The organism is Daejeonella sp. (assembly GCF_030695525.1).
GTDB lineage: Bacteria > Bacteroidota > Bacteroidia > Sphingobacteriales > Sphingobacteriaceae > Daejeonella.
This window is the reverse complement of sequence record NZ_JAUYSS010000038.1, coordinates 1-21,499: the sequence shown is the minus strand read 5'-3', so window position 1 is coordinate 21,499 and position 21,499 is coordinate 1. Positions and strand designations below refer to the sequence as shown.

Sequence of the window (21,499 nt, the reverse complement as noted above, 5' to 3'; positions counted from 1 at the left end):
TAGAAGCACGACTGACAGCTGTGGGTATAGAAACGGAGTCTAAGACTCCTGTTTATTGGATAATCCGTAGTCTCGCTGCGCTTAAGACTACGGACAGGAGAGGAAACTACCTAATCTCGTCGATTATTTCGATAACATGTTTTGTGCCATAGGCGATGATGATACCCGAGTTTTCAGAATAATCCCATGTACCAGCGGGAGTTACTAACTTATTTGTTTGAGGTATATAACCTGAAATAACTCCCGCAATTGTAGGCTTATTCGTTTTAAGATTTTTGATTATTACTGGTCCGCCGGAGAACCCCGGATTATTGTGTCCGTCAAGTACAAGTGTAATCGCGCTACCTGTAGTACTCATCGATGATAATGCAGCTCTTTTGATAAATGGCATGGGAATTCCTGCATTGATGTTACTGTTATCGTCTGTGGATAAGCCATAGGGGAACCCAAGAAAATAGGCCCATTCCCCTAACGCAACACTATAATCTTCTAATTCGATTCCTTCTTTATCGACGGTTATATTTGATACTTTAACTACCGCGATGTCAATCTGCTTATTGGTATGGTAGTATATCTTGCCCTCTATTTTGTGCCAACCCTTGCCTATATTAACTAATAAGCCTCGCTTATCGTCATTTCCAAAAATGTGTTTAGCAGTGACCAAATAATCTAAATTTTTATATCGGATTAGAAATCCAGAAGCTGTTCCCGATCCGTACTTTAGCATAAAGGTTCGGGCTAGAAAGTTCTGGGTCAGTTGATCTTGTGCAGCAGCTGCAAAAGGGTTTATCATGGCTAAGAATATTATAACGATTATTTTCATTTTAGTAATCTGTACTTAAATATATGTCAATTAAGATGTAAAAGGTAATTGGTTATATTTGGTAATGATCCTTAATGAGCTTCGTACCGGGAACTATTTTGAAACTAGGTACTTAAAAGCCCCACTGTCCATAGAGTTTCCAGCGATTACGAAAATTGATTTTTTAGCACAACAGCTATTAAACCTACTGTCCGTAGAGTTTAGCGAAGCGCCTCTACGGATTGTCCAATGGCAAGGAGTCTTTTGACTCCTTAAATGAATTTAAAGCTCTACCCCATTAAGCCATTTAACCAAAGCCCCCTGACCTTACTTCCTAATCAAATTATCCTTCACCATAACATCTTTCGCCCCGCCCAAATCAATCGCTTTTTTACCTTCCTGAGCACCCTGATTCAGTTCAGTCAGGAGGTTTCCGCTAACAAGGATGCCGCTGCTTGTATCGTCGGCTTTAATTGCTTCCGTTGTAAGCTTGCCAAAGAAATTACCCGAGATCGTGATATCTGAAGCACCCTTTAAAATTACACCGGAACCTACATCAAATGTGAAGGGGTTTTTCTCATTACGGGCGCCCAGCTTGCCCCGACTATTGCTAAAGTTATTGCCGGTAATTGTAATACCTCCGGTACCGGGCCCGGCCAGAATAGAAAAGTTATGGACCAGGGTAAAGGTATTGGCCGAGACCGCACATCCCCAGGCGTTGTTCAACTCGATACCACCGCCTAAATGATGTGCAATAACATTCGCGCTAATAGTAATTCCATAACAAAAACGATTGGCAGGAGTAACAGGTGCCGTCAGGATAATGGCAGTCCCCTGGCACTCCTCAATCATATTACTCGAAATTATTGAGCCATAAGTATTCTCTACTACAATGCCATGCCTGAGATGATCATCAATATTATTACCTGTCATGGTCAGGTTAAAGCCATCCTTAATCCGCAGTGCATCCTGGTTTTCTTCAAACTGGTTTCCACTTACGACGATATCGTGTCCTCCGTCAATGTTTATACCAGCTTTTGAATTATAGTTCAGGTTACAATTTGCAATTCTTGGGTTTTCCGTGCAGTCTTTCATGTTAATTCCATGACCCCCGTTATAATCGATCGTCATATCTGTGATCATTAACTCCTGTACCTTTTCCATGTAAATTCCATCGCCGCTCTTAGGATTACCACTTATGCGAAAACCACTCAACTCAAGCCTGAACAATTGGCCCTTGCCAGAACCTACAATAATAGCCGGCTCACCGGAAGTGTTCTTATTGATCAGATGCGTTGAACCACCTGAACCTACAAGACGGGTATTCTCTGTCTTAAGCAAAAGAGGTTTTGTTATCTCATAATTCCCCGGAGGAATATTGACAATACCTCCACTGGCCGGGAGAGCATCCACAGCCTGCTGCAGCGTGCTGTACTTAGCTGCATCAATGCTTATAGCTGCGGTTTGCGCGAAAACAGTACCAATCAGGCTATTTATAAATAAGATCAGAAGCGCATTTCTGAATAAGGGGTATAGTATGTTTTTCATCTATATATTTTTGTTTTTTAAAGGCGATGAAGCTATCATGATTTTATTCATTCATCTGTGTGATTGGAAAAATCATGATGGTTTCATACTATAATAATAATCAATTAATTATGGGCGGCAAAAAGCTTTTTCCGCTTTTTGAAACCCAATGTGTAATTCATTATCGCATAATCAATTTTAGGAAAAATTATATTCTATGGGTTAATAAGTTCTCTGATTGTTTTCATTGGAATAAACATCCTTGAACTGCCTTCCAAATGGATAAAACCGTACTTTTTGTAAAATGCTGCCGCGGAATCATCTATCGGGTCGACGATGATGGCCAGGCTTCCAATGGAATCTGCGGCGAGCAGACACTTTTCAAAGGCATCCTGTAAAAGGAACTTACCATAACCTTTTCCTTTGTGTTCCTGATCAACTGCGAGTCTGCCTAACATGATGGCCGGTAGGTTTTGGTAGCTTGGTGGAAGTATGAGCTTTTTCAGCAATTCTTCGGGTAAACCTTCCCGTGGAATAGAATTACTTGAAAGGGTATAATAGGCTAAAACTTTGCATTCATTATCTGTTAAAACGTAGCAAGCTGATAGGACTCTCTTAACATCCTGTGAGGCTTGCTTTTTGATGTATTCATCTAAAAGCAGGTTGTTGCTGTTAAAACTTTCCCGATTATGGTGCTTTTCAAGGAGTACTATTTCCACTTTTTTCGCTCTCCTTAAATTTTAAATAATCTAAACGAGCCTGCTTAAGTGCATCATTGGGAGCTGGTGGATTTAATAATGCTTCTAAAAATATCTTTTTATCCTCAATCGTGTGTAGAATGGTATTGCTATCCTTTATGATTTGGTTTGCCTGCGCCTGGATATGAAAAACAATAAATTCAGAAAGACTCTTAAATCCGCTTAATTCAGATGCATACTTAATTAACTCCTTTTGTTCTTTGCTAATGCGAACATCTATTCTATCGTTAATTACTGTTGCCATTTTATTGAGATATTTTCTTCTAATAATTCTTTTTTAATTCTTATGGCAAATGTACGTAAGTTTACCGTACAAATCAATATAAGCTTTTACTGGAAACCAGTGATTTGTAAAATCCTCCTCTTAAGATTCTCTAACCCAAAACTCCCCCAAATACACGCTATCCGATTGCCTGCTCCGGTCGGCAGCAATAAAGGCCAGGTAAACATGATAGGGCTCTGGCGAGGGGTCAACAGGTACAAGTACTTCACCTGAAGTTCTGTCACCAGCTAAAAGTTGACCATATGGACCGAATTCCAGTCGGTAAGCCAATACCATGGCCTGATCATATAAAAAGCCCCGTTCCCTTTTTGGGGTCCAGCTAATTCTTAAAGTGTTCGGTCCCTGCAGGCTGCATTGTATATTTTCTGGAAGGGGTAAATCCCCTGAACTGATTTTTACAAGAGCCGGATCAATCCGGATCTCCCCATCAATTACCTGCATGCAATTCTTCAAAAGCCACGATTTGGCTGCTGCAAAACCCTGAAATCGTTCATTATAACCCTTGAATCCTACCCTGACAAAATCTAAAAGAGGCAGGAGCCAGGCATGGGCAGCTGCAAATTTCTTGCGGTTAAGGATCTCTCCTTCCTTGGGTTTTTTGGTCCTTTTTTTATAAAGGCCCTTCATATACCCTACACCATTTACGGTATAACCAATCACAGATCCTGCCTTTCCTATGAAGGGTCCGTTGATGCCATTGATCAATCTTGCCATAATACTATGGTTTATGTCTGTATTGAATATAAGAATAATTCAATAAAAATTGAAATTTAACTTTTAATATACACTAAGTAAACACTGGGCAAACCCTGATACAACTATGTTTACCTAGTGTTTTGTATGCGTTTACTATGAGTTTTTCTACTATAGGGTATCCATGTTTCTATATCATGTCATATACACTATCTGTTTAGCTTATGGATCGGTGAATAATTCACAATAAGGGTTCTTCTTGTAAAAAAATACATGCATTTGCCTAAAATTCAAGAACTTATTTTTGGATATAGAATTCTTTTGTATTTTCACCGAAGGAATGTTTACAAAAAGCAAGATTCTAAAGGTCTATAGTCATTTTCATTTGTCCATGGGTACAAATTTGAAATACGGCATAATTGCTTTTCTTGCACTTTTTTACTTTTTCGGACAGACTGCCCATACCCAGGCTAATGAAAATCGGATTCAGCGTATCAGCTCAATTCATCAAACCGCTTTTTCATCCAATACCATCCATAGCCCATCCCATCTGCCTTTTGAAACGGCGCATAAGGACTGGCTGAATGAGGATAAGGAGGAAGATGAAAACAAACTCTACTGGACCAGTTCATTTGAACCAGAATTATATAAATCATTCAGATCAGATTCATTTTTATCGGTTTTAAACTTAAACCACAAACAGGCTAAAGTTCCTCTTTTTATCCTATACCACGCCTGGCGAACCTTTCTCTCTTAGTTAATTAATTTCTCATTATTTCTTCTGTGCGGGATATCTCGTGTCAGAAAACTTATCTGTTCGTCCGGTCTGCTGGCTGGATCTTCCTGTTAATTAACTTAAATCAAAATTATTATGAAGAGGATATTCATTCTCAATTGTTTGTTATCACTATTAATTTATACTAGCTGCACAACCCAGGAGCACAAAAAGGAAATGGAAACTAAGTTTTTGGTGACCAGCCCAGTTGAAAGAGATACTTTCCTTTATAAGGAGTACGTAAGCCAGATCCAATCTATTAATCATATTGAAATCAGATCACAGGAACGGGGCTTTCTTCAGACCATTTATGTAGACGAGGGACAATTCTTAAAGAAGGGTCAGCTGATGTTCAAGATCATGCCGCTTATTTACCAGGCCGAGGTGGCGAAAGCAAAAGCAGAAATGAATTTTGCTGAGATCGAGTACAAAAATACCAAAAGCCTCGCCGACAATAATGTGGTATCGCCAAATGAACTGGCACTTGCAAAAGCCACACTCGACAAAGCAAAGGCTGAGCTGGCCCTGGCAGAAGCTCATTTAGGCTTCACTGAAATACGTGCTCCTTTCGATGGCATAATGGACCGCTTTCAAAAACGTATTGGAAGTCTGATTGAAGAGGGTGAATTGCTCACTACTCTTTCTGATAACAGCCGGATGTGGGTTTATTTCAACGTTCCTGAAGCTGAATATCTCGATTATGTCAAAAAGGCAAAATCAGAAACCACAAAAAATGTACTCCTTAAAATGGCCAACAATGAGCAGTTTGATGTTCCGGGTGTAGTAGAGACCATTGAAGCCGATTTTAATAACGAAACAGGAAACATTGCTTTCAGGGCAACATTTCCTAATCCGAAAGGCATACTCCGTCATGGTGGAACCGGAAATATACTAATGCCAATCAATCTCAAAAACGCAATCATCATTCCACAAAGGGCAACTTTCGATGTACTTGATAAAAAGTACGTCTACGTCGTCGACGATAACAAGGTGCTGAAGGCAAAACAAATCATCATTGCCCAGGAATTGCCTCACCTCTATGTCGTTGCTTCCGGTCTTAGTGCAAATGATAAAATTCTTGCAGAAGGTTTAGGCAAAGTGAAGAATAACGTGAAGATAAATTATGAGTTTGTGTCTTTTGCGAAAGAATTAACCGAGCTGAATAATTTACATGCTGAATAGATTAAGAACCAAAAAAATTTAAAAATATGTTTGATAAATTTATTAAAAGACCGGTTCTTGCTATTGCCTTATCTGTGGCAATAGTCTTTCTGGGATTATTGGCTATAAAAACCTCACCGGTAGCCCAATTCCCTGAAATAGCACCACCAAGGGTAAATATCTTCATTGAGTTTCCCGGCTCAAATGCCGACGTTCTCGTTAAATCAACACTTACTATTCTTGAGCGCGCGATCAATGGTGTTCAGGGAATGCAATACATACTTTCTGATGCGACAAGTGCAGGTGAAGCAAGTCTTCAGGTGATATTTGAACCCGGTACTGATCCTACGCTGGCAGCAGTGCGGGTAAAATCGAGAGTGGATCAGGTAATGACCAATCTTCCTCCTTTGGTTCAAAGAGAGGGTGTAATTATTTCTCCCTTACAACCCAGTATGTTGATGTATTTAAACTTGTATAGCAAGGATAAGGGCATTGATGAAAAGTTTTTATTCAACTATGCAAACACTTATATCCTGCCTGAACTTCAAAGGATAAAGGGAATGGGTCTTGCACAGGCAATTGGTAGCCGTTCATTTGCGATTCGGGTATGGTTAAATCCTGAAAGGATGCGGGCATACAAAGTTTCTGCCGAAGAAGTATTAGAGGCTATTGATGAACAAAGTGTATTGGCACGTCCCGGTAGGGTTGGATTAAGCTCCGGAAAAACAGCACAGTCTCAGGAATACGTTTTCACTTACAAAGGCTGGTACAATACCCCTGAACAATATCAGGACATTGTAATCAGGGCGAACGCTAATGGTGAGATTTTAAAGCTGAAAGATATTGGTGAAGTTGAAGTGGGTAGTGAATTCGTCGATATTTATTCCAATAAAGATGGTAGTCCTTCAGCTTCTCTGGTATTGAAGCAAAATCCCGGCAGTAATGCCAGTACGGTTATAGACGAAATCAAGATAAAACTGGAGGAATTAAAAAAAGATTTCCCTCCGGGTATAGATTATGAAATCAACTATGACGTATCAAAGTTTGTTGATGCTTCTATTGAGAAAGTATTACATACATTAATTGAAGCGTTTATTTTAGTTGCTCTGGTTGTATTCATCTTCCTTGGCGACTGGCGTTCTACCCTTATTCCTATTCTTGCAGTTCCGGTATCCCTGATTGGTGCATTTATTTTCATGCAATACTTTGGCTTGAGTATTAACCTCATTACCCTTTTTGCCTTGGTACTGGCTATTGGTATTGTGGTGGATAATGCGATTGTGGTCGTGGAAGCAGTGCATGTGAAGATGGAAGAGGAGCATCTCGCTCCATTTCCGGCAGTAAAGAAAGTTGTAGCTGAAATCAGTGGTGCCATCATTGCCATTACGCTGGTTATGACTTCGGTATTTGTTCCGGTTGCATTTATGACCGGACCGGTTGGGGTACTTTATCGTCAGTTTTCGCTTACAATGGCAGGGGCTATTGTTATTTCAGGTTTTGTGGCACTTACCCTTACACCGGTGCTTTGTGCCATTCTTTTGAAAAATACGCATGGGAAACAAAAACGGAAAACACCTATAAATATGTTTCTCGATTGGTTTAACAGATCCTTCGAGCGTGTTACGGGTAAATACACCAGGTTTCTTACACTCATTGTAAACCGAAGGGTAATTACCTATGGAATTTTAATTGCTTTTGGAATTGGCATTGCAGGGATAAACAAAATTCTTCCCGCCGGCTTTATCCCGAGTGAGGATCAGGGACAGGTCTATGCGATCATTCAAACCCCTCCCGGTACCACACTTGAACGGACAAATGAAATCTCAAGAAAACTTCAACACTTAGCCAAAGAGGTAGATGGTGTTTCTTCGGTTACTTCCCTTGCGGGGTATGAAATTCTTACCGAAGGCAGGGGGTCAAATGCCGGTACCTGTTTGATCAATCTAAAAGACTGGTCTGACCGGGAGCATTCAGTAAAGGAAATTGTAGAAGAGTTAGAAGAAAAAACAAAAGACCTTCCTGCAAATATCGAATACTTTGAACCTCCTGCTGTTCCGGGCTATGGTACCTCGGATGGGTTCTCTGTGCGATTACTGGATAAAGGCAGTGATGTGGATTACCAGGAGTTTGACAGAATTAATGCAGATTTTGTTTCAGCACTGAGAAAAAGAAAGGAACTGGAGGGCTTGTTTAGTTTTTACTCGGCCAAGTATCCGCAGTATGAAATATTTGTGGATAATGCCCTGGCCGTGCAAAAAGGAGTTTCAGTGGGTGCTGCGATGGAAAACCTGAACATCATGATTGGAAGTACCTATGAGCAGGGTTTCATTCGCTTTAATAACTATTACAAAGTGTACACTCAGGCCGGTCCCGAGTTCAGGAAACAACCATCCGACATTCTGAACATGTTCATAAAAAATAATCGTGATGAAATGGTTCCTTACTCTGCTTTTATGAAAATAAAAAAGACCCAGGGGCCGAATGAAATTGCACGCTACAATCTTTACATCTCATCATTGATCAATGGTATGCCGGCAAAGGGTTACTCTTCAGGCGATGCAATTGAGGCAATCAAAGAAGTAGCAAAAGAAACGCTGCCACATGGTTATGACATTGCATGGGAAGGGCTTTCCTATGATGAAGCTAGAAGAGGGAATGAAGCATTATACATTTTCATCGTAGTGCTCTTCATTGTGTATCTGATCCTCGCAGCACAATATGAAAGCTTTTTTCTGCCTCTTGCAGTTTTACTTTCTATTCCTCCGGGCATCTTTGGATCATTCCTCTTGCTGAAAGTAATGGGTTTAGCCAATGATGTGTATGCCCAGGTGGGGCTTATCATGCTGGTTGGTTTACTGGGTAAAAACGCGGTGTTGATTGTGGAGTTTGCGGTTCAGAAACATAATAAGGGAGCTACTGTTATGGAAGCTGCCATTGAAGGTGCAAGAGCCCGTTTCCGTCCGATCTTAATGACCTCATTTGCATTTATTGCGGGTTTAATTCCGCTGGTAATTGCAACAGGTCCGGGTGCAGTGGGTAATCATACTATTGGTGCATCCGCTTTGGGAGGAATGTTGTTCGGTACTGTTTTCGGAGTTATTGTGGTTCCTGGTCTTTACTACATTTTTGGTAGAATGCAGGAAGGCAGACATCTCATTAAAGATGAAGATGAGAATCCGCTGAGTGAACAATTTGTGGAAAGCGGATCTGAAAGTGCTCTGACTAACCGAATCAAAAAAATTATCAAACGAATCATAAATAAAAATGAAAAAGATAATAACAGCTAAATACCTTATCCTTCTTTTCTGTATTGTAGGACTTGGTGCCTGTAAAGTGCCGGCAATTAGCGGGAAAGAGGAAAGCAAAACAGTTCCCAAGGCTTATTACAATTCGCAGGATACACTGAACTCCACAAGCATTAAGTGGAGAGCATACTTTAGCGATCCTAATCTGCATGCAATTATTGATACAGCATTGCTTAATAATCAGGAGCTGAATATAACCCTGCAGGAAATTGATATGAGCAAGAACGAAATCATGACCCGTAAAGGTGAGTACCTGCCATTTGTGAATCTGAGTATCGGCGCCGGCCTTGACAAAGCCGGTAAATATACCTGGGATGGAATTTCGGAGGAAGATTGGAAGCATGATCCCGATAAAGAGCATGAATACATTGGTGATTTCTTTGCAGGGGCTAACTTCTCCTGGGAGCTTGATGTTTGGAATAAACTACGAAATGCAAAAAAATCTGCAGTGCTGAAATATTTGTCGACCACCGAAGGGAAAAACTTTATGGTGACAAACATCATTGCAGAAATTGCTGAATCGTATTATGAGCTGCTGGCACTTGATAATTTGATGGCTATTATCCAACAAAATATAGAACTGCAAACAAATGCCCTCAGAGTGGTCAAGCTCCAAAAAGATGCGGCTAAAGTTACCCAGTTGGCTGTCAACAGGTTTGATGCGCAGCTGCTCAATACAATTAATTTGCAATATGAAATTCAGCAAAAGATCATCGAAACAGAGAACAGGATTAATTTCCTGGCCGGTCGTTTTCCGCAGCCCATTGCAAGGAATTCAGCGGACTTTAATAACAGTCCGCTGGATATGATCCAAAGTGGTATTCCATCACAACTGCTGGTGAACCGTCCGGATATACGCCAGGCTGAACTGGAATTAGCTGCTGCAAAAATTGATGTTGAGGTAGCAAAAGCAAACTTTTATCCATCATTCAGGCTTAGGGCCGGAGTAGGTTTCCGTGCATTCAATCCTGCTTATCTTATTAAACCTGAGTCGATTCTTTACAATCTGGCCGGTGATATGGTAGCACCATTAATTAACAAGAATGCGATTAAGGCTTTATATTTTAATGCTAACCTGCAGCAGATACAGGCAGTCTATAATTACGAGCGGTCGATTTTGAATGCGCATATCGAAGTAGTGAACCAGCTTTCAAGGATCGGCAATTTCGCTAAGAGTTATGAAACAAAATCGAAGGAAGTTGAAATACTAACACAATCGATTACGATATCTAATAGTCTCTTTTATTCGGCAAGGGCAGATTATATGGAGGTATTGTTAACTCAAAGGGAAGCGCTGGAATCAAGAATGCAGCAAATTGAAATTAAAATGAAACAGATGAATGCTAAAGTCAATATTTATAAGGCTTTGGGAGGAGGCTGGAATTAAAATCGATTTGAAAATTAAACCGATTTCATACTTGAATTTTCTTTTCAAACAATCTGAGTGTACCTTAAAAATTAAGCCTGATGCGAATGTGTCGGGCTTAATTTTTATTATTTAATCTCATCTGACTTATCAATCCTTAGCCCAAATTATTGTATCTTGGGAAAATAGTTGCTTAGAACCATCCTGAGATCACCAAAAATAAAATCCGGCAGTTATAAATAGAATCAATTTGCCCGGGCTCTTGGGTATATAAGCCGAATCCACGAAAATACAAATACTTGAAAATTAATTTTAAATTATGATTATCCAGTTTAATACAGATAGTAATATAGATGGAAGTGAAAGGTTAAACGTTTATTTTACTAATACCATTTCTGACTCCTTGGAGCGGTTTAATAGTTATATAACCCGAATAGAGGTTCACATATCAGATGAAAATGCACAAAAAAAAGGAAAAAATGATCATCGCTGCATGATTGAAGCCAGATTAGAAGGAAGGCAACCAATTGCAGTCTCAGAAAATGCTGATACAGTTGAACAAGCCTTAAAGGGTGCTTTGGATAAATTAAAAGCTTCTTTAGATACCGTCATTGGGCGGCTTAAGGATCATTAAGATAAGTCATTAAGGAAAGATCTTAATAAACTAAATGTTTATTCGATGAGATTTATGCCAAAAATGAGGCTTAACTGTTTATATAATTCGGGATGATTATCTTTGAATTTTTCTGGTCTGGAGAAAAAATATTCTGAGACGACAGCAAGAAACTCTGCTTCATTAGTAAGCGCATAAGGATTTATATCCGATTTGCCATTTTCAATTTTACTCATCTCCTCCTGCATCATTTTGAGCCATGGAATTGCATATTGATGTGCTTGCAGGTTTTCGGGAATACCATCTATATTGCCATCAGATTTGTCGAGGAGGTGAACAAATTCGTGGATTGCCACATTTTCATTTCCTGATGATTTAGAGAATCCATGATACAATGCCGCTCTTGATAAAAGCATTTGTCCGTTCATAAAACCACTACCTACCATACCCATGATACTTCTGTTGTTGTTTCCTTCAAATTGAAACTCTTTATCGAATGTGTTTGGGTACATTATCACATTGCTAAGATTTTTATACCTCCAACCTGCAAAGCCAAAAACCGGAATGATTGCACTTGAAGCAATCAGCACGCGATCGAGATCAGTAATTTCAGTTCCAATACCTTCAATATGTGTTTCCTCCAAAAAATCCATCACTCTTTTTTCAAAATTGATTTTTTCGGTATTGTTTAGGTTTTGGTAGAATACAACCTCTTCTCTTAAAAGCTTTTTATAAGATCCTTGGGGTGATTTTAACCTTCCCCCTCCCGTTTTTGCAGCGGAAAAGTAAATAAGCAGAAAAATTGCCAGAATCAGTATAATGAAATATATCATCTTATTTATTGTACTAAGGATTAATTATGATTTAATTACTAAACGACAAAACTTGAATTATTAAGCCTTTTGAATAAAAAGGGGTATTATGTCAATGTCAAAAATCCAGACCGACCGAAAGCATCATCCCATTTTTTCTGGGTGTGTCGGCATTCAGAATTTTGATTTGGGAAAATGTCATGACCAGATTCATGACCGAATTTAATTTTATCCCACTGTAAGACACAAAGCTTCCGGCAGCTAAATAACCGGGATTATTGAAGATCCTATTACGGTGCCACATATTCGCAGCTATAATAAAACTCTGTTTTTGATACTGAAGCTTCATTCTGTTAGTCCAGTTTGCCCGATGGGTTAACACCAGATTCTGCATTACCGCATCATTACTGATGGTTATGTGCTTTGCAAATCTATAGCTGATGCTCAGATTGGTTAAGAAATCTGTACCTGGTCCGGCGATTGTTCCAATCTGGTTTAGCTGGGCACCTGCCTGCGGACTGATCATTATTCTGGAGCCAATGAAATAACGTTTGTTGAGAACAATCAGCGCGTAATTGATTGCATCCTTGCGGTCCACCAGATCGAATGATTTGAAAAACAAAACACCCCAGTTTTGCCTCAGGTTATCGTACACAAACTTAGTGTCGAATGAAGGTTTATTGTTGGACACAACCCCTGTAAAATAATACATACTTCCGGTATTAAACAGGTTGGTGATACTCATCCGGCCGGTCTTTTTTTTCAGTTCAAGGCTATCCCCTGAGGCAGGGATGCTCTGGGCATTTGCGTAAAAAACAATAGTGATTAAGAATAAAATCAGGAGTGCAGATGTTAATCTATTCTTCAACATTAATTGAGTTTCTGTTAGTCTGATATCGATAAATATAGAAACAAAATTCTAGAAAGGTTAATGAGGAAATGTGGAAATGAGCAAATTAGCAAATGTCAGAATGGAATTAAAAAAAAATAGAATTCCGAATGTTTTATTTAATTTAAAGAACTCAAATAGATTCGGGAGAGGAGCAATTTGAGACATTTAATTATTTGAATAAGCAATAAATGAACCTTAAATCTGTCCTTATCGTATTGACTGCACTAATTTTTCAACATGGATGCATCAGTTCAACAGAAAACGGGGGGCTTAAGGAAGAGCGCTATTACAGTGTTGAAGATTTTAAATCGGTTAAAAAGTTTGATACGCATATTCATATCAATACGGATGAGAACACCTTTATTAAACTAGCACAGGAGGATAATTTTCAATTTCTGGATATTGTTGATGATAGGCCTTTTGGTTTACCCATGGCCGAACAGCAGCAATTTGCTTTGCTTCATTTGAAAAATTTCCCAAGCCAAATGGAAGTAGCAACTACTTTTTCTGTCAAGGGTTTTAATGAAAAGGGCTGGGCTGAAAATACCATTAAGGACTTGAAACTTTCCCTTTCAAAAGGAGCGCGGGCAGTAAAGATCTGGAAAAATATTGGTATGGATCTTCGGGATGAGAATGGGAAATTTGTGATGCTTGATGATCCACGTTTAGCACCCATATTCGAATTTCTTGTACAAAATGGTATTCCATTGATCGGGCATAATGGCGAACCAAGGGATTGCTGGCTGCCATTGGATAAAATGACCTTCAGTAAATCCTATTATGGTTCTCATCCCGAGTACCATATGTATCTGCACCCTGAATATCCTTCTTATGAGGATCATATCCAGGCAAGGGATAAGCTGCTTGAAAAGTATCCGGATTTGAAATTTGTAGGGGCCCATTTGGGTAGTCTGGAATGGAGTCTGGTTGAACTGGCCAAACGCCTGGACCGCTTTCCGAATATGCATGTGGATTTGTCAAGAATGACTAATTTACAATTGCATACTTTGAATGACAGGCAGAAAACGCGTGATTTTTTCATTAAATATCAGGACAAGCTGGTTTACGGTACTGATAAGGCAATCAATCCAAGTGCAGACCCTGCTGCTTTATCCAAAAATATTCATGATGCCTGGCTGCGCGACTGGATTTTCTTTGTTACCGAGGATAAAATCAGTCTGCCCGGATTTGGAGATCTCAATGGACTAAAATTACCAAGAGATGTAATTGATAAAATATATTATAAAAATGCTAAGGACTGGCTTTCAGCCAATAATAAATCTTCTCAATCCCGCCTAAGCGGGAATTAAAAGTAATTATAATAATGAAAGAAACAGAAATATCCCGTGAACATACTCAGGCAACAGGGGCTGCAATAAATCCGGCATTGCCTCAAAATCGTGTAGCATCAATAGATGTTTACCGGGGTTTTGTAATGCTACTCATGATGGCCGAAGTGCTTTCCCTTCAGGATGTTGCGAAAGCCTTGCCCGATAGTAAATTCTGGCAGTTTATCGGCTTCAATCAGTCGCATGTGCCATGGACATGGCTGAGTTTACATGATATGATCCAGCCCTCTTTCACCTTTCTTGTTGGGGTGGTTTTGCCTTATTCCATAGCAAGCAGAAAGAATAAAGGAGCCAGTTTCGAAAACATTCTCGGACATACCATCAAGCGTTCTTTTATTCTTATTTTCTTAGGGATCTTTCTAAGATCCATGAGTTCTGAACAAACCAACTGGACATTTGAGGATACCTTAACCCAGATCGGTTTGGGATATACTTTTCTGGTGTTGATATCCCTGTACTCCCAGCGAATACAAATCGGAATGCTGGTCTTTATTTTAGGGGCTTACTGGCTGGCCTTTGCACTTTACCCGCTTCCCGGAGCTGATTTTAACTATACTTTAGCCGGGGTTACTGCCAACTGGGAACACAACCTGAGTGGCTTTGCTGCTCACTGGAATAAAAATACCAATTTCGCCTGGGCCTTCGACCAATGGTTTATGAATATCTTCCCACGTGAAAATCCCTTTTTATTTAATGGTGGAGGTTACTCAACGCTGAGTTTTATACCTACCCTCGGCACCATGGTATTAGGCCTGCTGGCAGGAAATATCCTGAATTCATCACTTACAGGTCTTAAAAAGCTAAATAATTTTATTTTGATTGGTATGGGTTTAATCCTGCTTGGTATCATTCTTCATTTCGCAGGTATCAATCCCATCGTTAAACGTATCTGGACACCAGCCTGGACCATTTTCAGCGGAGGTATATGTTTCCTTTTCCTGGCCTTGTTTTATAGTTTAATTGATATGAGAGACCGCAAGAAAGGAGCATTCTTTCTGATGGTAATTGGGGTTAACTCTATTGCTGCTTATGTCATTGCTGATGGAGGTATGCGATATCTGATTAATGATTCCCTGTTCATTCATCTGGGCAAAAATTTTGATCAGATTCTCGGCCCTGCTTATGCTACTTTGATTAGCGGCGGACTGGTACTATTCTTCGAATGGCTGATCCTGTACTGGATGTATAAGAGAAAAATATTTATTAAAATTTAGCACCATATTTTATTACTCATGAACTTATTTTCAAAAACACCTTATCTCGGTATGCTGGCACTTGCAGCGTTCATGCAAAATTGTACCCAGACAACTAAAACTACTTCTGAGTCGGGGAGTGCAGACACGGAGTATTATACGCTCGAAGACTTTAAGAATGTTGAAAAGTATGATACTCATTCCCACATCAATGCATTTGATACTACTTTTATTCAACTGGCAAAAGAAGACAATTTCAGGCTTCTGGCATTGAATGTAAATCCCTCCAGTTACCCTACAGTTGAGAATCAGCAGGATGTTGCTGTAAGGATGGTTAAGGCCTACCCTGATCAGGTGGCCTGGGCAACTACCTTTACTGTTGCAGATTGGGGAACCGATAAATGGCTGCCACAAACCCTGACTTACTTGAAAGGGTCATTTGATAATGGAGCAATTGGTGTTAAGGTCTGGAAGAATATTGGTATGGAACTTCGCGATAAGGATGGAAAGTTTGTGATGATTGATGATCCTCGGTTCGATCCGGTGATAGATTATATTGAAAAGAGTGATAAGACCCTGGTTGGGCATTTGGGTGAACCACGCAATGCATGGTTGCCGGTCGATCAAATGACCGTGTCAGGAGATAAAAGCTATTTCAGTAAGCATCCTGAATACCATATGTTCCTGCATCCCGAATACCCATCCTATGAGGATCAGGTGAATGCCCGTGATAAAATGCTTGAAAAGCATCCTAATATCCGTTTTGTTGGTGTTCACCTCGGTAGTTTGGAATGGAGTGTAGATGAACTGGCGAAACGTCTTGATAAGTTTCCGAATATGGCGGTTGATATGGCTGAGCGGATTTGCCATCTGGAGTATCAGTCAATAAAGGAAAGACAGAAGGTCAGGGATTTTATGATTAAATACCAGGACAGGCTTATTTATGCAACGGACGACTGGGTTGGGCCTGATTCAGATCCTGTGGAACTGAAAAAGGATATTCAGGAAACCAGGTTAAGTGACTGGAAGTATTTTGTGAGTGATGAAGAAATGAATGTCCCGTATTTTAAAGAAAAGATCCAGGGCTTGAAATTACCGAAGGAGGTTATTGATAAGATCTATCGTAAAAATGCAGAAAAGTGGTTTCCGGGTATTTAGGATTAAAAAATCGCAGACATAACAAATAATACTTTATTTTAAGGGAATAATACTTAGAACCTGATTTCAGGTCTGATCATAATTGTAAATGCCGCATGAGCGGATAAGAGTAGAAAAAATATCGAAAAAATGAAAAACAACCGTAGAGATTTTTTGAAAATAAGCAGTCTGGCTGGGCTTGGTCTTGCCGGCGGTGGGATAATGCAGGGTTTTGCAGCTGAATCAGAGCAATCAAATCCAATGAATTCGATGCATGGGCATTCCCATGTACAGACCTTTAATATGAGTGGGTATGCAGCTCCAAAAATCCCAATTGTTCGGGTGGGCTTTATCGGATTGGGTCAGCGGGGTCCAAGTCACCTGAATGCAATTTCTAAAATTGAAGGGACTGAGATCAAAGCTTTATGTGATTTGCGTGCTGCAAGTGTTGAGAAAGCAAAGAAAGTATTGGATGGTACCAGTCATAATCCGACACTTTATTCAGGTGGCCCGGATGAATGGAAAAAATTATGCGACCGTAAGGATATTGACCTGGTTTATATTGCAACTCCATGGGATTTGCATGTCCCAATGGCCGTATATGCAATGAATCAGGGTAAACACGTTACCATTGAGGTTCCTGCTGCTGTTTCAATGCAGGAATGCTGGCAATTGGTAGAAACTTCAGAGCGTACACGTAAGCATTGTATGATGCTGGAGAACTGCTGTTATGACTTTTTTGAATTACTAACCTTAAACATGTCGAGACAAGGCTACTTTGGCGAACTTTTACATACTGAAGGAGCTTATATTCATAACCTGATCGACCTAAACTTCAGTGATAAAGGTTATCAGGATATGTGGCGCCTGAGGGAAAATGCAACCAGAAAGGGTAGTCTTTATCCCACACATGGTCTGGGCCCTGTTTGTCAGGCCCTGAATATTAACCGTGGCGACAAGATGGACTATCTGGTCTCCGTTTCTACTAATGATTTCCAGATGGGTGCCCGTGCGAAAGAACTGGCAGCAAAAAATGATCTCTACAAGGAGTTTGCCAACAAAGACTTTAATGGGAATATGAATACCACTACTATTCGTACTACTCTGGGAAAGACCATTATGATTCAGCACGATGTAACATCTCCACGTCCTTATTCAAGGATACACCTGTTAAGCGGAACTAAAGGAACTGCTTTAAAATACCCTGTACCTAGTATTTCCAACAGCCATGAAGGATGGGTTAATGCAGCAGAGTTTAAAGCGCTTGAAGAAAAATACACCCCAAATATTGTTAGAAAAGTGGGTGAACTGGCTAAAAAAGTCGGAGGGCATGGAGGAATGGACTTCTTGATGAACTGGCGCCTGATTGATTGCCTGAGAAATGGTTTACCTCTTGATCAGGACGTTTATGATGCTGCTTCATGGAGTGCAGTTTGGCCACTGAGTGAATGGTCGGTGAACAACCGTTCCAATTCAGTAGATGTTCCTGACTTTACACGCGGTTCATGGAAAAAGAATGAACCACATGATATTGATCTGAAAAAGGGTGGTGATACTAAAGTTAAGATCTAGCGGACAGCGTTAACGCAGCTATTCCAAGCATGAGATATAGAGTTTAATTAAATCCAGATGATTGCGATCGTCTGGATTTTTTTTTCTAATGACCCAGAATGGGTCAAATGTTTATAAAAATATGTTCACATGCGACTCCTTCAGGGTCGAAAAACGGGATTTATTGTGTTTCTATAAACATACGACCACCTCCGGGGTCGACAACCGGAGTGTCTTCACTAATTCTGAATTTAAAGGGGAACACCAAAATTAACCTTGAAATGCAGTTTAAACTTAACTTTTTGTAATTTGATACAAAACACAATCCCGCAGCCTTTCATCATTTATCAGCAGTGGATGTTCAAACTCCAAAACCTTTTTCATCCCTATCTTTTTCATCACACTTTCCGATTTTACATTGATTTTAGGTGCCATTGAAACTATTTTTTCAAGTTTCAAGATTTCATTAGCGTATTCTAAACACCTTCTTGCTCCTTCAGTAGCATAACCTTTGTTCCATTCTTCACTACTTAATCTCCATCCAATGTCAATACAGGGTGTAAATTCTGCTTCAAACAACTTTTCAGACAGACCGATAAAACCAATGAACGCATTATTCTCAAGCTTATCCACTGCGAAATAACAAAAGCTATTTTCTGCAAATTGCTGTTGCATCTTTTCAATAAATTCAATGGTCTGATCTTTTGTTGCAATTCCGGGAAAGAACTCCATAACTATTTCATCAGCATTGATTGCTGCCATCAATTCAATATCGCTCTCAATCCAGTTCCTGAATCCCAGGCGTGTAGATTTAAAAATGTATTGCTTATCAATAATCATCGGTTTTTGATGTTCCTGGCACCTTGCCTCCCAATAGTCAAATTAAAATCCTAATTCTTTACCTTTCAAATAATGCAGCATCCAACTCAGATTAGTCTGAGCGGTTTTGAGAATCATAGCCGGCTCTACAGGGCCATGGGGTTGTCTTGGGAGTACCAGAAATCGCACAGGCACCCCCCTGCGTTTTAAGGCATTATAATACATTAATCCCTGACTGAATGGCACCCTGATATCTGCCTCGCCATGCTGCAAGAGCACTGGAGTTTTTACATTTTGTACAAACCGTAAGGGTGAATGTTCGTCATATACCGACCAATCTTCATAAGGTTGTTTTTCCATATAAGAAGGAAGAAAACCTGGAATATCATCTGTCAGGTCCTGAGTAACCAAATCGACTACAGGAGCCCCGATGCTTGCAACTTTAAAGCGGTTGGTATGCCCAACAATCCAACTGCTCATAAATCCACCATAACTCCAGCCCATCACACCCATCTTTTCCGGATCCGCCCATCCTTTTGAAATAACATAATCAACACCTGCCATCAAATCTTTATAATCGCCACCACCCCAGTCGCGGTGATTGGCTACTCTGAATTTCAATCCATAGCCATTTGATCCTCTCGGATTTGGTCTGAGGAGGAAAATGTCATTTTCTGCAATAGCGGCCAGTGGGTAAACAGCCGATCCTGCAATGAAATTTTCACTGAATACGCCTGCCGGACCACCATGAATATTGAGAATAAAGGGATATTTTTTCCCTGCCTCATAGTTTAGCGGATAGGTTAAAAGTCCTTCAATTTCCATTCCATCAAAGCTCTTCCATTTAATCAGATCAGTTTTCGGAACTGGCCTATCAGCTAGTTCTGGATTAATAGTACTTATTTTTACCGGCGAGAAGCTGCCCGAACTACTAATATAGCCATCCTGAGGAATAGCCGTATTCTGAAGCATAAAACCGAAATGAGTGCCTTTCACATTCAATTCAATGCCGCCCAAAACCCCTTTCATTCCTGGATTCCATTCAATTGCCTGTTTTCCATCGCTGCTCAGCCTGAATATTCTGGAACTGGTATGGAATGGCTCAAGTGTAAAAACTGACTTACCATCGCTGCTCCAGCCAATAAGTTCTGCCGGACCATTAGGGGTATCGGCTAAGGTTTGTATTTTACCATCTTTAACTGAGAAAATTTTCACAGAGGTTGTGCCCCCCCAAATTCCTTTTTCATCCAGATTGTAATAGGCTATGAAATTACCATCAGGACTGAACATGGGTTGATTTTCACCTACAGCGGTATTGGCAATAACCTTAACTTCACCTGAACTGACATTGATCATCGATATATCACAGAGAGTATTATCTTCAACGCCTGCAGAGGCCGCATGAGCATAGGCAATCCATTGATCATCCGGGCTCCAGCCAAAGGAATTAATATGCCTGTTCTCCTTACTCAAAGCTGTAACCTGAGGCATTCCTTCCTTAGATTTTTTATTTAGCGGAAGCAAGTAGAGTCGTCCCTGCTTAAACTTTTCATTCATAAAATACCAGTCGTTCCCGGATTTCTTGTTGCTACCCTCTTCTTCAGTTTCAGCATCCGCACTGGTAAATGCAATATGATTTCCTCTTGAACTCCACTTAAAATCGTTAATTCCGGTTTTCAGGTCAGTTAAGCGTTCTGCTTCACCTCCTCCTAATTTCAGGAGGTATAGGTTGTTTTTCCCATCACGGTTGCTGACGAATGCAATCTGTTTTCCATCCGGACTCCATTTGGGATTTATGTTATTCTTCTCACCGTGTGTAAGCTGAATGGTATTCGTATTATTGTTGTCTGATATAAAAAGATGACTGATAAACTCGCTTTTGCCTTCAATTGTTTTTAGCTCTCTTACTGCATAAATCACTTTTTTTCCATCCGGAGATACCCTTACTGAGCTGATTCCCTTATGTGTAATAGTTTGCTCGGGCGACCAGTTGCTTTTTGTTTGAGCGTTGATGTTGCTAATTCCGAGGATTAGCAGGGTGATTAGGGAAATTCTTTTCATGGAATGATTTCTTAATGGAGTTTTGTTGAATTTTTAATACTAATATAAAGTATTATGGTTAATAAGCCTCAGGGGAATTCTCTCCTTAATAAATCAGATTTATTTACAAATTAATTACATTGCTGTCCGGTTAAATTGAATAATATTCAGTATATCTCTATCTAGGCTTTTCGGATTAATATTTTAGCTAATTTCAAAATAAACAGCCCCGCTCAACCTTGCCTCCCTCCATTGCTGGGGGGCGAATTCGTTATTCACCAGTTTTTGATGTTTTTAAAGGTGTTCATGCTTTTGCCGCTGAAGGGCGGCTCAGGTTTGAAGGCCAATCCCGATGGCTATCGGGACTTCAATCCCTAGGTGCCTTGGTCATCCCGCAAGTGCGGGACTGCTTTTGGGGGATAG

Annotated in this window: 18 protein-coding genes; 9 read left to right on the top strand and 9 right to left on the bottom strand. The window is 40.0% G+C overall.

Translation table 11 applies throughout. The annotated features are described in order from the left end of the window. Nucleotides 1-106: 106 nt before the first annotated feature. From Q8S11_RS08495 to Q8S11_RS08475, 5 genes are all read right to left on the bottom strand, one after another. Entirely contained in the window at nucleotides 107-793 is a 687-nt protein-coding gene (locus Q8S11_RS08495) for a serine protease (protein WP_305661660.1), read from the bottom strand. Between the two features lie 336 nt (nucleotides 794-1,129). Beyond that, the gene (locus Q8S11_RS08490) at nucleotides 1,130-2,350 is read right to left on the bottom strand and encodes a nitrous oxide reductase family maturation protein NosD (protein ID WP_305661659.1); all 1,221 of its coding nucleotides are present in this window, start codon (nucleotides 2,348-2,350) and stop codon (nucleotides 1,130-1,132) included. 194 nt (nucleotides 2,351-2,544) lie between these two features. After that, a complete protein-coding gene (locus Q8S11_RS08485) occupies nucleotides 2,545-3,048 on the bottom strand; it encodes a GNAT family N-acetyltransferase (protein WP_305661658.1) in 504 nt (167 codons plus the stop codon). Then, on the bottom strand, nucleotides 3,029-3,331 hold the full coding sequence (locus tag Q8S11_RS08480; RefSeq protein WP_305661657.1) for a DUF1778 domain-containing protein: 303 nt from the start codon (nucleotides 3,329-3,331) through the stop codon (nucleotides 3,029-3,031). Before Q8S11_RS08480 ends, Q8S11_RS08485 begins: the two co-directional genes overlap by 20 nt. 120 nt (nucleotides 3,332-3,451) lie before the next feature. Beyond that, on the bottom strand, nucleotides 3,452-4,084 hold the full coding sequence (locus Q8S11_RS08475) for a DUF6266 family protein (RefSeq protein WP_305661656.1): 633 nt from the start codon (nucleotides 4,082-4,084) through the stop codon (nucleotides 3,452-3,454). Between the two features lie 283 nt (nucleotides 4,085-4,367). Here Q8S11_RS08475 and Q8S11_RS08470 point away from each other — a divergent pair, with 283 nt between their 5' ends. The 5 genes from Q8S11_RS08470 to Q8S11_RS08450 all read left to right on the top strand — a co-directional run bounded on the left by Q8S11_RS08470 (nucleotide 4,368) and on the right by Q8S11_RS08450 (nucleotide 11,304). Beyond that, nucleotides 4,368-4,820, top strand: a complete 453-nt coding sequence (locus tag Q8S11_RS08470; protein ID WP_305661655.1) for a hypothetical protein — start codon at nucleotides 4,368-4,370, stop codon at nucleotides 4,818-4,820. A 195-nt stretch (nucleotides 4,821-5,015) separates the two neighbouring features. After that, the gene (locus tag Q8S11_RS08465) at nucleotides 5,016-6,020 is read left to right on the top strand and encodes an efflux RND transporter periplasmic adaptor subunit (RefSeq protein WP_371135141.1); all 1,005 of its coding nucleotides are present in this window, start codon (nucleotides 5,016-5,018) and stop codon (nucleotides 6,018-6,020) included. Nucleotides 6,021-6,046: 26 nt separating this feature from the next. Beyond that, nucleotides 6,047-9,286 carry an efflux RND transporter permease subunit gene (locus tag Q8S11_RS08460; protein WP_305661653.1) on the top strand — a complete coding sequence of 1,080 codons (3,240 nt, stop codon included), beginning with the start codon at nucleotides 6,047-6,049 and terminating at the stop codon, nucleotides 9,284-9,286. Then, nucleotides 9,264-10,691: a TolC family protein gene (locus Q8S11_RS08455; RefSeq protein WP_305661652.1), complete on the top strand. Its 1,428-nt coding sequence runs from the start codon at nucleotides 9,264-9,266 to the stop codon at nucleotides 10,689-10,691. Before Q8S11_RS08460 ends, Q8S11_RS08455 begins: the two co-directional genes overlap by 23 nt. 298 nt (nucleotides 10,692-10,989) lie before the next feature. Next, a complete protein-coding gene (locus Q8S11_RS08450) occupies nucleotides 10,990-11,304 on the top strand; it encodes an HPF/RaiA family ribosome-associated protein (RefSeq protein ID WP_305661651.1) in 315 nt (104 codons plus the stop codon). 38 nt (nucleotides 11,305-11,342) lie between these two features. On the opposite strand, the gene Q8S11_RS08445 is transcribed toward Q8S11_RS08450, so the two are convergent. Both Q8S11_RS08445 and Q8S11_RS08440 read right to left on the bottom strand, forming a co-directional pair. Next, on the bottom strand, nucleotides 11,343-12,116 hold the full coding sequence (locus Q8S11_RS08445) for a zinc-dependent peptidase (protein WP_305661650.1): 774 nt from the start codon (nucleotides 12,114-12,116) through the stop codon (nucleotides 11,343-11,345). Between the two features lie 97 nt (nucleotides 12,117-12,213). Further along, nucleotides 12,214-12,966, bottom strand: coding sequence for a hypothetical protein (locus Q8S11_RS08440; RefSeq protein ID WP_305661649.1), 753 nt, complete (start codon nucleotides 12,964-12,966; stop codon nucleotides 12,214-12,216). 209 nt (nucleotides 12,967-13,175) lie between these two features. Between Q8S11_RS08440 and Q8S11_RS08435 the strand changes: the two genes are divergently transcribed. The 4 genes from Q8S11_RS08435 to Q8S11_RS08420 all read left to right on the top strand — a co-directional run bounded on the left by Q8S11_RS08435 (nucleotide 13,176) and on the right by Q8S11_RS08420 (nucleotide 18,238). Continuing rightward, nucleotides 13,176-14,297 carry an amidohydrolase family protein gene (locus Q8S11_RS08435; protein ID WP_305661648.1) on the top strand — a complete coding sequence of 374 codons (1,122 nt, stop codon included), beginning with the start codon at nucleotides 13,176-13,178 and terminating at the stop codon, nucleotides 14,295-14,297. 14 nt (nucleotides 14,298-14,311) lie between these two features. Further along, entirely contained in the window at nucleotides 14,312-15,550 is a 1,239-nt protein-coding gene (locus Q8S11_RS08430; protein WP_305661647.1) for an acyltransferase family protein, read from the top strand. 18 nt (nucleotides 15,551-15,568) lie between these two features. Continuing rightward, the gene (locus tag Q8S11_RS08425) at nucleotides 15,569-16,687 is read left to right on the top strand and encodes an amidohydrolase family protein (RefSeq protein ID WP_305661646.1); all 1,119 of its coding nucleotides are present in this window, start codon (nucleotides 15,569-15,571) and stop codon (nucleotides 16,685-16,687) included. Between the two features lie 129 nt (nucleotides 16,688-16,816). Then, nucleotides 16,817-18,238: a Gfo/Idh/MocA family protein gene (locus Q8S11_RS08420; protein WP_305661645.1), complete on the top strand. Its 1,422-nt coding sequence runs from the start codon at nucleotides 16,817-16,819 to the stop codon at nucleotides 18,236-18,238. Nucleotides 18,239-18,511: 273 nt separating this feature from the next. Here Q8S11_RS08420 and Q8S11_RS08415 read toward each other — a convergent pair whose 3' ends face one another. Next, the gene (locus Q8S11_RS08415) at nucleotides 18,512-19,057 is read right to left on the bottom strand and encodes a GNAT family N-acetyltransferase (RefSeq protein ID WP_305661644.1); all 546 of its coding nucleotides are present in this window, start codon (nucleotides 19,055-19,057) and stop codon (nucleotides 18,512-18,514) included. A gap of 42 nt (nucleotides 19,058-19,099) precedes the next feature. Beyond that, on the bottom strand, nucleotides 19,100-21,097 hold the full coding sequence (locus Q8S11_RS08410; RefSeq protein WP_305661643.1) for a S9 family peptidase: 1,998 nt from the start codon (nucleotides 21,095-21,097) through the stop codon (nucleotides 19,100-19,102). Nucleotides 21,098-21,499 lie beyond the last annotated feature (402 nt).

Excerpts from the sequence above, each read along its gene's own strand:
- Q8S11_RS08495 (WP_305661660.1), bottom strand. The coding sequence starts at position 793 with ATGATAAACCCTTTTGCAGCTGCTGCACAAGATCAACTGACCCAGAAC.
- Q8S11_RS08490 (WP_305661659.1), bottom strand. The coding sequence starts at position 2,350 with ATGAAAAACATACTATACCCCTTATTCAGAAATGCGCTTCTGATCTTA.
- Q8S11_RS08480 (WP_305661657.1), bottom strand. The coding sequence starts at position 3,331 with ATGGCAACAGTAATTAACGATAGAATAGATGTTCGCATTAGCAAAGAA.
- Q8S11_RS08475 (WP_305661656.1), bottom strand. The coding sequence starts at position 4,084 with ATGGCAAGATTGATCAATGGCATCAACGGACCCTTCATAGGAAAGGCA.
- Q8S11_RS08465 (WP_371135141.1), top strand. The coding sequence starts at position 5,016 with ATGGAAACTAAGTTTTTGGTGACCAGCCCAGTTGAAAGAGATACTTTC.
- Q8S11_RS08460 (WP_305661653.1), top strand. The coding sequence starts at position 6,047 with ATGTTTGATAAATTTATTAAAAGACCGGTTCTTGCTATTGCCTTATCT.
- Q8S11_RS08455 (WP_305661652.1), top strand. The coding sequence starts at position 9,264 with ATGAAAAAGATAATAACAGCTAAATACCTTATCCTTCTTTTCTGTATT.
- Q8S11_RS08450 (WP_305661651.1), top strand. The coding sequence starts at position 10,990 with ATGATTATCCAGTTTAATACAGATAGTAATATAGATGGAAGTGAAAGG.
- Q8S11_RS08445 (WP_305661650.1), bottom strand. The coding sequence starts at position 12,116 with ATGATATATTTCATTATACTGATTCTGGCAATTTTTCTGCTTATTTAC.
- Q8S11_RS08440 (WP_305661649.1), bottom strand. The coding sequence starts at position 12,966 with ATGTTGAAGAATAGATTAACATCTGCACTCCTGATTTTATTCTTAATC.
- Q8S11_RS08435 (WP_305661648.1), top strand. The coding sequence starts at position 13,176 with ATGAACCTTAAATCTGTCCTTATCGTATTGACTGCACTAATTTTTCAA.
- Q8S11_RS08430 (WP_305661647.1), top strand. The coding sequence starts at position 14,312 with ATGAAAGAAACAGAAATATCCCGTGAACATACTCAGGCAACAGGGGCT.
- Q8S11_RS08425 (WP_305661646.1), top strand. The coding sequence starts at position 15,569 with ATGAACTTATTTTCAAAAACACCTTATCTCGGTATGCTGGCACTTGCA.
- Q8S11_RS08420 (WP_305661645.1), top strand. The coding sequence starts at position 16,817 with ATGAAAAACAACCGTAGAGATTTTTTGAAAATAAGCAGTCTGGCTGGG.
- Q8S11_RS08415 (WP_305661644.1), bottom strand. The coding sequence starts at position 19,057 with ATGATTATTGATAAGCAATACATTTTTAAATCTACACGCCTGGGATTC.
- Q8S11_RS08410 (WP_305661643.1), bottom strand. The coding sequence starts at position 21,097 with ATGAAAAGAATTTCCCTAATCACCCTGCTAATCCTCGGAATTAGCAAC.